At 65.1% G+C, this 13,254-nt stretch carries 13 protein-coding genes; 3 read left to right on the top strand and 10 right to left on the bottom strand.

The features are described from left to right. Positions 1–166: 166 nt before the first annotated feature. The 3 genes from QNO09_RS35645 to QNO09_RS35635 form a co-directional block, all read right to left on the bottom strand. Positions 167–325 carry a hypothetical protein gene (locus QNO09_RS35645; protein ID WP_283974384.1) on the bottom strand — a complete coding sequence of 53 codons (159 nt, stop codon included), beginning with the start codon at positions 323–325 and terminating at the stop codon, positions 167–169. Positions 326–620: 295 nt separating this feature from the next. After that, positions 621–773 (bottom strand): hypothetical protein, encoded by a 153-nt coding sequence (locus tag QNO09_RS35640; protein ID WP_283974383.1) that lies wholly within the window; start codon positions 771–773, stop codon positions 621–623. Between the two features lie 486 nt (positions 774–1,259). After that, positions 1,260–1,634, bottom strand: coding sequence for a helix-turn-helix domain-containing protein (locus QNO09_RS35635; RefSeq protein WP_283974382.1), 375 nt, complete (start codon positions 1,632–1,634; stop codon positions 1,260–1,262). A gap of 359 nt (positions 1,635–1,993) precedes the next feature. On the opposite strand from QNO09_RS35635, the gene QNO09_RS35630 reads away from it, so the two are divergent. Both QNO09_RS35630 and QNO09_RS35625 read left to right on the top strand, forming a co-directional pair. After that, positions 1,994–2,134 carry a hypothetical protein gene (locus tag QNO09_RS35630; RefSeq protein ID WP_283974381.1) on the top strand — a complete coding sequence of 47 codons (141 nt, stop codon included), beginning with the start codon at positions 1,994–1,996 and terminating at the stop codon, positions 2,132–2,134. Between the two features lie 165 nt (positions 2,135–2,299). Continuing rightward, complete coding sequence (locus tag QNO09_RS35625) at positions 2,300–2,953, top strand: DUF6308 family protein (RefSeq protein WP_349637011.1); 654 nt, start codon at positions 2,300–2,302, stop codon at positions 2,951–2,953. A gap of 648 nt (positions 2,954–3,601) precedes the next feature. Here QNO09_RS35625 and QNO09_RS35620 read toward each other — a convergent pair. From QNO09_RS35620 to QNO09_RS35605, 4 genes are read right to left on the bottom strand one after another with little or no spacing between them, the layout of a single operon-like run. Further along, positions 3,602–3,916: a hypothetical protein gene (locus QNO09_RS35620; protein WP_283974380.1), complete on the bottom strand. Its 315-nt coding sequence runs from the start codon at positions 3,914–3,916 to the stop codon at positions 3,602–3,604. Next, positions 3,913–4,386, bottom strand: coding sequence for a hypothetical protein (locus QNO09_RS35615; protein ID WP_283974379.1), 474 nt, complete (start codon positions 4,384–4,386; stop codon positions 3,913–3,915). The genes QNO09_RS35620 and QNO09_RS35615 overlap by 4 nt, the downstream gene beginning before the upstream one ends. Further along, on the bottom strand, positions 4,383–5,105 hold the full coding sequence (locus tag QNO09_RS35610) for a hypothetical protein (RefSeq protein ID WP_283974378.1): 723 nt from the start codon (positions 5,103–5,105) through the stop codon (positions 4,383–4,385). Before QNO09_RS35610 ends, QNO09_RS35615 begins: the two co-directional genes overlap by 4 nt. A 6-nt stretch (positions 5,106–5,111) precedes the next feature. Then, positions 5,112–6,017, bottom strand: a complete 906-nt coding sequence (locus QNO09_RS35605; RefSeq protein ID WP_283974377.1) for a hypothetical protein — start codon at positions 6,015–6,017, stop codon at positions 5,112–5,114. A 197-nt stretch (positions 6,018–6,214) separates the two neighbouring features. Between QNO09_RS35605 and QNO09_RS35600 the strand changes: the two genes are divergently transcribed. Beyond that, positions 6,215–9,307, top strand: a complete 3,093-nt coding sequence (locus tag QNO09_RS35600) for a Tn3 family transposase (protein ID WP_283974376.1) — start codon at positions 6,215–6,217, stop codon at positions 9,305–9,307. 313 nt (positions 9,308–9,620) lie between these two features. Here the strand turns inward: QNO09_RS35600 and QNO09_RS35595 are convergent, their stop codons facing one another. From QNO09_RS35595 to QNO09_RS35585, 3 genes are read right to left on the bottom strand one after another with little or no spacing between them, the layout of a single operon-like run. Then, complete coding sequence (locus tag QNO09_RS35595; protein ID WP_283974375.1) at positions 9,621–11,540, bottom strand: hypothetical protein; 1,920 nt, start codon at positions 11,538–11,540, stop codon at positions 9,621–9,623. Further along, a complete protein-coding gene (locus QNO09_RS35590; RefSeq protein WP_283974374.1) occupies positions 11,537–12,115 on the bottom strand; it encodes a hypothetical protein in 579 nt (192 codons plus the stop codon). The genes QNO09_RS35595 and QNO09_RS35590 overlap by 4 nt, the downstream gene beginning before the upstream one ends. Continuing rightward, a complete protein-coding gene (locus tag QNO09_RS35585) occupies positions 12,105–13,193 on the bottom strand; it encodes a dsDNA nuclease domain-containing protein (RefSeq protein WP_283974373.1) in 1,089 nt (362 codons plus the stop codon). The genes QNO09_RS35590 and QNO09_RS35585 overlap by 11 nt, the downstream gene beginning before the upstream one ends. Positions 13,194–13,254: the final 61 nt, after the last annotated feature.

The raw sequence follows: 13,254 nt of genomic DNA, 5'->3' as shown, positions 1-13,254 counted from the left end.
CATGACGCCACGTCACTCACGAGACCGGCGAACCGGACCAATCCCGATCATGCAATGACCCTGCGGGCGACCGGCACTTCGGAACCACGACAGCTGGCTCTGACGCTACACCGGCAGCTCCACCCTCACCACGGAACGCTGATGAGAAGGGCTCGAATCCTTCCGTTCAACGGCGTGACGTGGCGGCCATCGCGGTGGACGCGGCTACGGCGGGGGTGCCGTGGGCGGTGACGAGCCGGGCGCTGCCTTCGGCGAGCCGGTTGGTGTTCCCGCCCAGGTTCTTCTCCCGGCCATCATCAACCGGTGTGAGCCAGATCAGCGCCACGTCTCGCCGCCACAGGCTGCGGAGGAACTCCGTCGCCCTACGGCGTAACCACGCCGACCTTCGGCAATAGCTTCGGCGACCAGCCTTCGCGTTGTCCCGACCTCTGCGAGCGCTCTGCCATGCCCACTCCTCAATCGGCCCCCGGCCCTGCTGACCGGAGTCCACTGGGTGAGAGCGAAGTAGGCATGCCGCTGCTCTGCTGCCCAGCTCAGGAGTAACAGGAAGCTGGGCGTGCACAGTTGAATGAAGTGGGCTGACGTTGTTCCGTTCCCGGTCGCGAGGGAGTAGCGCGCTACTAGAAGGTCCAGGTCAGTGCCGGGGACCTGCCACCGGCGAGGAAGGGCCCCTGCCGGAGCAGGCCCCTTCTCGTGAGCGGCGGAGCCTGGAGGTTCTGCTGACCTACGAGAACGGGCAGCAGCAGATCCTGGAGGTTGACGAGAAGCAGCACTTCACCGCGGCCCGCGCTCTGACGCTTGAGTGCTACCCGACAGGCGTGAAGCTCGGCTTCGACGCTTCTCGATGGTTGGCCTGCTCGCAGGCTCTGACCGGGCGTGAACCCGGCGGCGACTTCGGCAAGTCAAAGCCGCCGTTGTTCCCGGGCGAGGGCGGGCGTCATCGGCAACGCGCCTTCAGGGACGCGCTGGCGGATCTGCTGCCGCCCGTGCACGACTGGCTCCCGACCATCCGGATCAGCGATATGGAGGTCCCGCCATCACCGCTGCACCGGATCCGGTCTCGTCGCTCAGGACACTGCTTGGTGAACGCGGCGTACCGGTTGTATGTCTCGTCTCTGAGTGCGACGGCGCGGCGGCCCCCGTTCAATGGCAGGAGCGGAGCGTCTGGCCAGCTCATCTGCCGGCCGGGCGCACTGTTGCCGCCTGTAAGACGACGAAGCCCACCGGAAGGCTCCGGCAGGGCGTCTGCGCGCGACGGGCTACGACGGCGTGCAGTGTCCGGCGGGGGCACCGTTGTACTCCGGCTCTCCGCTTTCCAGGACGCGGAGCAAGGATGCGGTGACGACACGTGTCGTACGGCCGATGCGTAGCACGCGGCACGGGAACTCCCCGCGACGCACCAGGTCGTAACCCTTCGCCCGAGAGACCCCCAACGCCCTGGAGGCGTCTTCCACGCTCCCCGTTCCGTCCCAGGTGGCGCGGATGTGCGTGGGGCTGTAACGGGTGCCGTGTACCTCGTTGGCCTGTCCGTGCAATTCAGATTCTCCAGTCGTTAAGACGGTGCGGCTGTGGATCACGGTGCCGACTCGGAAGTTGATCAAAACAACAAGTGACGTAAGCAGAGTCACCCGCATTGCGCGCTGAGGCTTATGCCGATGAGCAGGCCCCCGGTGCAGGTCGACTCCATCCCCGGGTGCACTCGGGGATGCGATAGTCGACCCTCTACGGTGGGGGCGAGGCGGGGATGCTGCTACGCCCCCTACGGGACCTTGAGCGCCACGGCACCTGTTCCGCAGGATCTCTGCGGCAGCGCAGAGCGCTGACACACGCGCGACGCTTTCAATTGACAGCCGTCGTGGCGATTCCTTTCGACGTAGGGGCAGGCAGTGGCGATGGACCATCAATGATCCGCGCGATCGCCGGTTTGGCTAACCGGCGATCCCGCGCTATGTTGCTCCGCTTCGAAGGTGTCTGGGCCGATATACGTCCACTCGTGTGGACCGACCGTTGCAGCCCGGGCCGTTTCCTGCTGCTCTCTCTCCAGCAGGAAACGCCTGTCCGGTTCGGCGCCGTAATTGCCCCGGCCTTCCGCTACTCCATCGGCAACGGCACCGACGTCTGGACCATCCTCTAGAAACCACCCACACCTCAAAACGGCGTAACGCAGGCGTACGTGTTGGCGGCGGCTTCCGCCCGTGCCACCGCATGGTCTCAGCTGGTATACCGTCCACCGACACAGCACTGGTCGTAAGGGAGTTGGGGGCCTCTCGGTGATCGAACTGAAGATCCCGGAGATCTACTGGGACGACGACATGGCCGTGAGCCTGCTCGCCGAGTACTTCACCGGCGACGCTCAAGCGGTGACCTGTTCTATTCCGGCGCGCACTTCGAGCGCCTGGGCGGGGGCGGGGACGCCGAGCACGTCGCGGACCGCTTCGACAGCAACGACCTGGTGGCCATCACCACGCTCAGTGTCTCCCTCGAGCCTCACGGGGCGATGAACTTGCTGACCGACCCCGACGGGCACTGGATGCGCCTGCTGTCGCTCATCCCTCGTGACGCACGTTTGGAGAATCCTGGAAGCGATGCCTTCATGGAGGAGGGCGGACCCGCGTGGGAGTTGTGGGAACGCCTGGCCGGCAGCAAGCAGTACCTCAGCAAGCCCGACGGCAGCGGCCCGGTTGTCGCAGGCAAGTTGCTGGCCCGTAAGCGTCCTCACCTCATTCCCATCTACGACATCCGCATCAAGCAGCTATTCGAGCGACCGAAGGCGGACCACTCCTTCTGGGCCGCGCTGGCTGCGGCCCTGCGGGCGGACAACGGCGCCTTTCGCGATCAGTTGGTCTGTCTCCGAGGCAAGGCGAGTATCGGTGAGGACATCGGCGTCCTGCGTGTGTTCGACGTCATCGCCTGGATGCATCAAGGCCGGCAGGATCAGGTCGCGACGAGCTGAGCTGTGAGGTGGAGCGTGGAGGGGAGCGCACGCGAGGTCGCCGAGGGCGACAGCGAACCGCTGTCCTCGAATTTGATGTGTTTCCGATGACCCACCACGTGGAGTGTGTCGCCATCCTCGAACCGGCCGCAAAGGGCTCCTGACCTGCGGTTTTGCCCGTGCGCATTATGTGCGGTGTGGGCGTTACGGGCGATATCTTGACGCTGAAATGACGCTCGTGACGCTCATTTGACGCTCGTTCTGATGGCGTGTCAGACGCACGTTGGGCAGGTCAGGCGGCGTCAAGGCTGCGAGTGACGATGCAACGCCGAGGGCTGGTGACGCTCAATGCAGAGTCGCCGGGTCCTGCAGATCAGATGTCGCGGAAGAGACCAGCCAGTGCGGTGACCTGCCGCGATGAGTGGCTGGTGGCTGCTGACCTGTGCGAATGGCCATTCAGCTGTTTCATGTTCGTCAGGTTGACGGGGTCGGAAGTCTCAGAGGGCTCCCACTGCTGACGGATGCTGCGCGACGCCCTGACGGACCAACGTGCGTCAGGGCGCGCACGTAGCACGCAATGCGCATGGGTGAAGTGGCGAGGCCGGTGCTGAGAATGTGCTCCAGAGCGTATGGCATTCCGTTGTGCCGGGTCTGCGACGGCGGTGCGGGCTATCGCGGGTAGAAGCCGGTGATGCGGTAGGGCTGTTGCTGGTAGTGGACTCGGAAGCCCATGACCCACTCCTCGGACAGGTCGTCTACGACGATCAGCCGTGGGTCGGTGCGAGCGGTGGGGCGGTGCAGGGGCATGGCTACCGGCACTGGACACTCGCCGAACACACACTGGGCGTGGAAGGCCGGGGTGGTCACTATGCGTCCCACTAGCGGACCGGTGGGGTGGTACTCGGCGGGCAGCTGTTGCAGGAGGCCGTCGAGTTCAATCGTGACGGTGCGGTGTCGCTGGCGGGGGAGGAGGTAGAGGGTCATAGCGCCACTGCCTGGTGGCCCGCGAGCGGGAGACCGTAGCGCATCCAGGACCGGAGGGAAGCCGCGGTGTGGATCTGGCCGGTGCCCGTGGCCCGGTATCCGTCGAAGGTCCAGCCGGTCACATCCAGGAAGGTGCCCTGTCCGGTTCGTAGATCGAGCTCAAGGTTGAGGAAGACGGGACGCTTGGAGATGGCGAACCCCTGCCAGGCCCGCTCCCAGCGGAACAGCGTGCCGAACTGTGGGTCGCTCCAGACCATCAGGCGCCGCGAGCGGTGAGCGGCACGGCAGTCCAGGAACCACAAGTCGGCGTGCGCTTCCCGGCCGGCGACTTCGTCGGGGGGAAGCGGGCGGGCTTGTACCTCAGCCCGCTTGCCGCAGCGTAGTTGGCAGTCGGCGCGGCGGTTGCCGAGGGAGATCTCGGTGGCCACACCCCAGCCCTTGATCTCCTTGTGCCAGGCAGACTCGGTCACAGGGCACCTGCGTAGCGGAGGAGTTCGGCGTCGTCCTCGTCCAGGCCGAGGGCCTGCGGCCCGACTTCCGTGAGTAGGTCTGCGACGGTGAAGATGCCGGGGAGGTTGTCGATGCCGGCGACCAGGCGGTCGTAGCGTTCAACCAGGGCGATGATGCGGTTTCCGCGGGCTCGGTGCCTTTTCGCTCCTTGAGTGGACTCCTTGGCCTGTTGGTCGAGCCGGTCGGCCTCTCTGAAGTCACGTTCGGCGAGTGGGGGAAGAACGTCGATGATGCGGTCGAGGTCCTGCAACACGAGTTGCCGGGCGGTCTTCTCCGTCAGTTCGCCGCCCTCGCCGAGTACGACCTTCGCGACGACCCTTTCGTCGGTGGCTCCGACGCGTGGACCGGGAACGCTCGCCTCGTCCGGGCCGGTGGGGGTGGCACCGCAGCCGGGGCCCTGAAGGGTCGGTTCGGTGGGCGTTGGGCCGGGCGGTCCGGCCATGGCAGCGATTCGGATCTCTTTGGTGACCTTGTTGAAGGAGGTGGTGCACATCGACTTCACCGCGCGGTCGAAGACCGCGTGGTACTCGGCCGACAGCACCTTGACCTTGGATCGGACGATCCCCTGAAGCCGGGCAAACTGCTCACTCTCGCTCCCGCCGGCGAGAATGCAGCGGAGGGCTTCACGGTCGAGGACGTCGCGCACGGTGTTCGAATAGCGGCCTGCGGCGCTGGGCATGGATTTCTACTTTCCTGTCAGGAGTCGGATGGTGCGGGGTCGCTGCTGCAAGACCCGGTCGGCCCAGGAAGTGACCGAGTCACGGATGGACTCGACGGACTCCCACACTTCGGGGTCGTTGACGTCCGCGAAGTCCTCGGGACCGAGCAGCAGGATTTCCCTGGCCTTGTGGGCCAGGCCGAAGTAGCGGATGGTCCAGTCGGCGTGCGGGTCGCGTTCGTCACTGCCGACGAGCTCGTCGAGCAGGGCTTCGTCCGGGCTGGGAGCCGGTCGCATCTGTGCGCGGACATAGCGGGCGACGTCCTTGTCCTTCAGGACCTCCCGCACTGCAGGTTCCCGCAGCACGGCCAGCACCGCCGCCGGACTCTTCGTCAGCTCGGCCAGGACGGCTTCCCGGACTTCTTCTCGGTCGAGCTGCGCAACGATCTCACCGGGAGGTTCCGCTCCGGCCGCCAGGCTCAATGCCCTGCGGTACTGCGCCGCATCCAGAGCCATGGGCCATCCCGCCCGTTCCGCGCTGTCGAGTCGTTCCAGCAGCAAACTGACACGTCGGGAACGCTCTTGGGAGTCGGTGACGCAGGCGGTGGTCACGCACTTCCACGGGACCTGGACGGCAGAGGCGAGCAGACGCTCGCGAAGTGCGGTTCCCGCGAGGCGGGTAACCCGCAGGTATCGCTCCAGTGTCTCTGTCGCGTACCCGAGCTGCTGGGCCAGCTGCTCCAAGGCGAGGCTTGCGCCCGGAGGCGACCCGTCGGTGATCTCGGCGCAGACGTCACCGAGGCCGAAGCGAGCCGCCAGCTGTGCGCGGGAGGCCCGGAGGTCCGTCTCGGCGAAAGTTCTCGCGCGTCTGAGCTGATCTTCGGTGTAGCCGGGATCGGTAATCCCGCCCGGCTCGATCCATACGTTCTCCATAGCCGAGGACCGTAGGTGGCCCCAGCTGCCGCAGGAGCGGCATATCCCCGGATCGGACCAGGCGAAACCTCTTCGACGACGAAGATTGCAGAACCGTGTGTTAGGCGCCGTACCGGGGAGGCAGCCGTTTGACTGGTAGCACCGTATGCCTCGAATCTGCACGTCGTCGTAGTCGGATTTGCAGCGAGGCGTACAAGATGAGCACGAGCCCGAGCTTTCCCCTGGGCCGGGATTACCCGTCATTTCCCGAAGGAGACCTGCCAGACGGCCTGCTGGCTCTCTTCGACCTCACCGAGGCCGAGACCGAACTGATCCTGAAGAAACGCGGGCCGCAGAACCGGTTGGGCTTCGCCATCCAGCTCACCTGCTTGCGGTCCCTGGGTCGGCTCCCCAAACCCCAGGAGATTGTTTCCCTGCCGCGACCGGTCGTGGAGCACCTGGCGTCCCAGCTCGACATCAGCGGCGGCATGGCGGTCCTGTCCGCGTACGGCGCGCACGACGGGCTGACGAGGCGCCATGCGCAGGAGATCAGGTCGGTATGTGGCTGGAAGCCGTACAGCAAGGGCGAGGCCGCACTGAAAAGCATGGTGGTGTCCCGCGCCACGTACACGGAAGAAGGAGTCAAGGCCCTCCTGCGGCGCGCAATTGACTGGCTGCGGGAGCAACGTATCGAGCTGCCCGGCGAGCGCACCCTCACCGACCTGGTGCGATCGGTACGGGCGGAAGCCGATCAGGGAATGTGGCAGGCGCTCTTGACCCCGTACGCTGACCAGCTGTCCGAACTCGATCGGCTGGCGGCAGTCCCGGATGATGAACGAAAGTCGCCGCTGGCCGAGATGCAGCGAGGGCCCGGCAAGCCCTCCTGGACGAACCTCGCGCGCGCCATCGAGCGGAACAACGAGGTCCTCTCTCTAGAACTGCAGCCCGTCGACACCCGGGCCTTCTCCCCGCGACGCCTTTCGCATCTCGCCCGGTTCGCCGCAGACCACGAGACGCAGAGGATGAAGCGGCGCGCCGCGACCATCGCAGCAGTGGGCCGCCTTACCGAGACTGCTGCGGACGACGCGGTCGACATGCTGGTGCACCTGATCGCCAACGACCTCATCGGACGAGCGCGACGCAAGACCGAAAAGGAGCGTTCCGCGATCTTCCCCGACCTGGCCCATGCTGCCGCCGTCATGAGGGATGTAGGCAAAGACCTTCTCGACGCGAGGCACGAACAGGTTGACACTGCGACGGGAGAGATCATCCCCCCTGCGGCAGACACCTTGACGGTGCGCGATTTCCTCGACCAACTCGAGGATCTGCCCGAGTTCGAGGCAGCCGTCATGGTGGCCGGCGAGCTGGCCCCCGCGGCGGGATCGGACTCAGAGGAGGCGCGCCGCGCCAAAATGATCAAACGGATCGATCTCCTGAAGACCTACCTGCCACACATCGTCGGAGGGCTGCCGTACCGGTCCGGCACACAGGAAGCCAGACATGTGCTGGACGCCCTGTGGTCTTTGACCGACCTGATCGACCGACCCGCGATCAGCCGCGCCGAGGCCGATGAGCGCTTGTTGACCGGGTCCTGGAAAGAGCTGGCGCTCTACGCGCCGCACCTGGCGCCCGATACGGTCGACACCGCCGCCTACGCGTTTTGCGTGGTGGAGAGGTTCTACTCTCGCCTCCTGCGGCGCGAAATCTTCGTCGAGGGGGCATCGAAGTGGGGTAACCCGGAAGCGGGCCTGCCGTCGTCGGCGGAGTGGACGGCGTTGCGGGTCTCAGTGGCCAAGAGCTTGGGGCTTCCCTTGGATGCGGTCGCCCACTTGAAGCGACTGGGCCAAGAGCTCCACACCAAGACCCATGCGATCGCAGAGCGCCTGCCGAAAGACCGACAGGTCGAAGTCGGTGACGGCGGTCGGCTCGTTCTGTCCACGGCACCTCTTTCCCCAGACCCCAGGCTGCGCAAGGTGACCGCGGAACTCGCGGGCTGGTTGCCCAAGGGTGACCTTCCCCAACTCATCCTGGAAGTCCTCACGTGGACCAAGGGCACCGAGGTGTTCACGACACCAGGCGGATCGACCCCACGCCAACGCGACTTTGACATCACCCTGTCTGCCGCACTGGTCGCGCTCGGCTGCAACGTCGGTGTCGAGGCCGTCGCCGGCAACTTCCCCGCCCTGGACCGAAGGCACATTGCCTACGTCATCGACAACTTCCTGCGACCGGACCGTCTGGAAGCACTGAACCACCGCCTGCTGGCGCGGCAGTCACAGCTTTCTGTTGCCGCATCATGGAACGGCGGCCACATGGCATCCGTAGAGGGCCAGCGTATGGTCGCACCCCCGACCGCCATCAAGGCGCGCCTGTCTGCCCACGGCACCGCCCACGTCACCCACCTCACCCTTCTGTCGGACCAGGCCATGGGACTCACGGACAAGGTCGTCGCCGGATCCGTCCACACCTGCCTGCACGTGCTCGACGTCCTCAACGACCGACGCACCAGCGCCCTCAAAGCCACCAGCACCCAGAATGAGAACCGCCAACAGAAGATCATCGCCGAGGCCGGGCCACACCAAGAGATCATCTTCGGCCTGCTCGCGCTCTCCGGCTACTCCTACACCCCCACAGCCGCCGACGTCACCGACATGACCCTCGCTCGCATGGACACCTCATCTGGCGAGGACTATGGCCCCCTGCAGCATGCCACCCGCAACAAGATCGACTCCGCTCTCATCGAACGAAACTGGGACGACATGCTCCGTCTCGTCGGAGCTGTCCACCTCGGCCGTGTGCGATCCGCGGACGCGATCCGCATGGTGGTCCGCAACGGCAGCCTCACGCCCTTGGGTAAGGCGCTCGCCCACTACGGGAAGATCTTCAAGACCGCACACATCCTGGATCTCATGGACAACCCTGACTACCGCCGTCAGATCGAAACACAGAGCCTCCGCCACGCCCAACGCCACGAGCTGGCCGCGAAGATCTATCACGGCACCGAAGACCGCATCCACCGCTACCAGACCGGCATGGAGGAACAACTCAGCGCACTCGGACTGATCGTCAACATGGTGGTGCTCTTCAACACCGCCTACATCGACCTGTTCCTCCAGAAGAAGGCCAGCCACCTGCGGCCCGTTCCCGACGAAGTCGTCCGGAGCCTGTCCCCCTTCCTCTATCGGCACATCCACATGAAGGGCCGATACGCCTTCGAGATGCCCGAACTCTCCGACAGCTCCATGCGGGCCGTCGAAGACCTGGACGAAGGCCCTTACGACGTGACGTACGACAACCTTGGCGCCAACTGACCTGCGGCGGGTCCGCATGTCTCCCGCAACACGGCGTCACCACTCCACGAACGACACGGCGGAGGAGCGGCGAATGCGTCACCTTTCGTCCGCTCCGCACTATCTCTTCTTTGCGCGTTCGACCACGGCAACCAGGGATCCCCTCTGATCTGCACCGATGGGGGCTATCACACGGTTCAGCAATCTTCGGCGTCGCAGGGCTGCACCAGACCATCGTGCCCGGAACTCGCGGTCAACGCAGCCGGAGGCGTCGCAGGACCCGGGAGTATCCGGCAGGTCGACCGCGAAGACATCAACACTGCTGCAAGTCTGCCTACGGCGCTTCATACTCCGTGGGCATGCGGATTACCTGAATGGTCGCCGGGTCCCGCGGTACCGGAACGGCCTGGGTGCTGATGACCTGGGTGCCTGTGGCCTGAGCTGCGTTTCCCAGATCTCGCAGGACGTCGTCGACCACGGTGTTGCCGATGCCCTGCTGGTATGGGTTGTCCAGGAGGAGCAGGCCGGGGAAAGCGGCTTCTTCGTCGAGGTCAGATGCCAGGAAGAGAGTGGCGTAGCTGTAGGCCAAGAAGAAGAGCACCTTTGTCTCTGCCCCAAGGGCTTGATCCCAGGGGCGGGTGCCGACGTAAAAGGTGAGGTCACTGTCATTGATGGTGATGGCGCCCTTGACCCAGCCACGTTCACGGTAGCGATGAAGAAATTCGTTCATGCGCTCGGCGAACACGGCGCATCGTTCGACAGAGGTGAGCGAAGCCGTGGCAACGGCGGCTGGCTCTTGGTCGAGCGCGTCGACGGCTTGTTGTGCAGCGGTGACGGCCTGACTGGCTACCAAGCGGCGTTGGAGGATTTCTTCGATAGCGGGAAAGGCTGTCATCTTCTGTTCGAGCTGGGCGATCTGGCCGGCCAGGTTCTCGAGAGTGGCCATGAAAGGAGCCAGCTGCGCGGCGCGTTGTTCATTGATGCGGTGCGCGAGCCGTGTCTGTTCCTCTTGAAGCTCCGTTCGGCGGGTGCGGGCTGTGTGCAGATCGACGGCGGTGCGGGCGGTGACGTCTTCGAGGTCGGCGAGTTCCGACTTGAGCGACCGGATTTCCACTTGTGCCCGCCGGCGACGCTGGTCGTCGTTGACCGGTTGGAAGCACAGGTAGCAGGCGCTCTCGTCGTGTTCTCGGTGTGGGTCGACCCGTTGCTCGCACGCCGGGCAGAGCCGTACGGGGAGGGCGTCGAAGATCTCCACGGAGGCGATGAGGCGTTCCATGCGGGTTACCTCGGAGGTGACCGTCTGGGCGGAGTAGGCGTGTTCGCTGCCGAGTTGTTCGAGCGCGACGACTTCGTCCACCGCGAGTTGCAGCCGCCTGGATATGTCTTCGTACAAGCTCGTCAGGGACGAGTCGTATCCGGCTGCCGTCTCGGTAGTAGAAGTTCCCTGCAAGAGGCTGTTGATCTCCTGCGTCAGTTCGTGACGTCGTTGGCAAACCCCGTCGAGTTGGGAAGTGACCTTTTCCCGTGCGGCCGCTACTTGGTCGAGGGTGCGGGCGATGGGGATGCCGAGCCGTTCAGAGATGGCGGTGACGGCCTGCAAGGTGCTGTCCTGCACGTCGCGCTCCACTGCCTGGGCTACGGCAAGGCGCCGCTTGGCCTGGGCGACGGCGAAGTCCTTGGTGTCGTAGCGGGAGGGGGCGAAGCCGAGGAGCATGCTGACGACGCCGCGCCGGATGAATTCCTGTTCCTTGTTGGCGAAGGTCGTCCAGGATTCCTCGTTGCGGTAGAAGTGGCGCAGCAGGTTCCGGAAGGACAGGGGCGTCAGTTCACTGGCTGTGGCCGGGTGGAGGCCCTTGGGTATGCGCAGGTTGGGCCAGCCCAGTTCGCGCAGGATCCAGTCGGAGAAGTCGGCGTCGGTCAGCTCGTCTCCGTCGACGTACACCTTGTTCATGCGCCCGTGCTGGAGGAGACGGGTCAGGACGCGAGGGTGGCCGTTGAGCCGTATCGCGGTGGAGACCTCGATGTACTCGTCGGATACGGCGGCACCGAGAGCATCGATCATCCCGCCACGGTCGCCGAAGCAGTAGTCGATGACCTTCAGCGTGGTGGTCTTGGAGCTGTTGCGTGGCCCGCTGAGGATGTTCAGCCCGCCGGTTCCGAAGGCGTACTCGTCGATCTCTGCGGTGTTGTGGACGAGCTTGACGGAGTCGATCCTGATCCCGCGGTCGGGGTGGGCGGTCACGGGCTTTGTCATGGCCGGATCTCCTGCCGGAAGGGCGCGTTGCCGACCTCGTCTGGGAACAGCTCGTATATCAGGTCTTTCAGGTCAGTACCCGACATCGCAGCCAGATTTCCTCGCATGGCCTGACAGCGCCGCACCAGCGGCTGGAACTGGGCGGCCTCGGTGAGGCGTTGTGCGGTCCTCTTGCCGGCGGCTTTGAGTTTCACTCGTTCAACCCGGTGGCTTGTGATGGTCACGAGGTCCCTGGCAACGAGGAAGGCGAGGAACTGCCGGTAGCGCTGGTCCCAGGGCCCGTAGCGGTAGCGGATCATCGGTGCCTCGACCTCGGACGAGTCGGGGGCGAGAAACGCGGTTTCAGTATCGACGGCTTCCGGCATCGCGGTGTGGGCCCGCTGCAGGAATCCTGGGTAGCGCACGAAGAAATCAAGCTTGGCGAACTTCGTCCGTCCCTCGATGTAGGGACCGGGCTCCTCACCACAGAGGTAGATGAGCAGCAGGAGCCGTGTTGCGTGAAAGTCGGGGGAGTCGTCCGGGTCCCAGGCGCGATACAGCGGGGGCACCACGCTGCTGCCGATCTTATGAGGCATCGGCGTACCTGTTCTGGCAGCGTGCCGTGATGTCGGAAAGCACTGCGTGGGCCTCAGCGAGGGTGAACTGCCGGCTGGTCACCTCGGGCAGCTCGCTCACCGCCACGAGCGTCTCGAAGTGCGCCGCCGAGCCGGCGTCGAGACGTCCGGCGCGTCGTTTCGCCATCGTGAGCGTGCAGATGGCGTTGATCTGATCGGCCAAATCGTCGTACGCGCGGCGACGGGTACCGACACTGGCGCGGTAGGTCCGGCGGTAGGCGAGCATGGCATCGTGCTGGGCTTCCGCCTCGGGCTCAGGTATTTCGGCAGCCCGCAGCTTGAACTTGAGTTTCATCAACAGTTCGGTGGAACCGTCTCGCCGTCGCCCAGTTGCTCTGCGCACGCTGTCGTCCAGGGCGCGGCCGAAGTCGTCCGCAGTGAAGGTTCTCGGTCGCAGCTCAAGTGCGCTGCGGGCTATGTACCGGGAGATCAGCCAGATCATGACCTCCTCGACTTCCTCGTACAGCGGTTTCTCGCCCAGGCGTGCTTCCACCAGTGGCGCCAGTCTCGTCATGGCCTCGGCCTCGACCTGGTCGATGGTGCGCGCCTCCACCAAAACGTCCAGACGGTCGACACACCATCCGATGTCCCTGCTGTCCGGCAGTTGTACCGCTCCGAGTCTCCTGACGATGTCCGCGCGGGCGTCCGCGCTTACAGGGCCGCGAGGACGATCACGTTCCGCGACAAACTCATAAAGGTCCCGCTGAGGCGTCTCGTTGACGATGAAGGTGAACCGAGTGCCGTCCGGCAGCGGTTTGCCCAGAAACAGCTTGCCCAGGTAGCTGCTGTCTGCGGCCTTCTTCTCCTCCGGTCGGCAAACGTTGGCGATACTGTGGCGCGTCCCGGCTTCCTCGATCGTCTTGACCTGCCGGTATACAGGTGCGCCGTCTCGATGACACAGGATGTCCTCCAGGTCCTCCCACGAGACCGCCGTCCACTGCCCTTCAAGCATGTCCAGGCAGTCCAGCAACGTGACGGCATCCTGATATGCGAACCCCCGCCTGCTCCGGCGACCGCCGTCAGCAGGCGCGAGAGTCACGGCCGCCTCGTGTGCACTGACGCACGGCACTGGACCTTCGATTCACGGCAAAATGGCCTGC

It is taken from the genome of Streptomyces sp. 378, from assembly GCF_030124145.1.
Lineage (GTDB): Bacteria > Actinomycetota > Actinomycetes > Streptomycetales > Streptomycetaceae > Streptomyces.
Note: the sequence above shows the minus strand (reverse complement) of the source record. Positions and strands in the feature narration are given on the sequence as shown.

Excerpts from the sequence above, each read along its gene's own strand:
- QNO09_RS35635 (WP_283974382.1), bottom strand. The coding sequence starts at position 1,634 with ATGCGGGTGACTCTGCTTACGTCACTTGTTGTTTTGATCAACTTCCGA.
- QNO09_RS35620 (WP_283974380.1), bottom strand. The coding sequence starts at position 3,916 with ATGACCCTCTACCTCCTCCCCCGCCAGCGACACCGCACCGTCACGATT.
- QNO09_RS35610 (WP_283974378.1), bottom strand. The coding sequence starts at position 5,105 with ATGCCCAGCGCCGCAGGCCGCTATTCGAACACCGTGCGCGACGTCCTC.
- QNO09_RS35605 (WP_283974377.1), bottom strand. The coding sequence starts at position 6,017 with ATGGAGAACGTATGGATCGAGCCGGGCGGGATTACCGATCCCGGCTAC.
- QNO09_RS35600 (WP_283974376.1), top strand. The coding sequence starts at position 6,215 with ATGAGCACGAGCCCGAGCTTTCCCCTGGGCCGGGATTACCCGTCATTT.
- QNO09_RS35595 (WP_283974375.1), bottom strand. The coding sequence starts at position 11,540 with ATGACAAAGCCCGTGACCGCCCACCCCGACCGCGGGATCAGGATCGAC.
- QNO09_RS35590 (WP_283974374.1), bottom strand. The coding sequence starts at position 12,115 with ATGCCTCATAAGATCGGCAGCAGCGTGGTGCCCCCGCTGTATCGCGCC.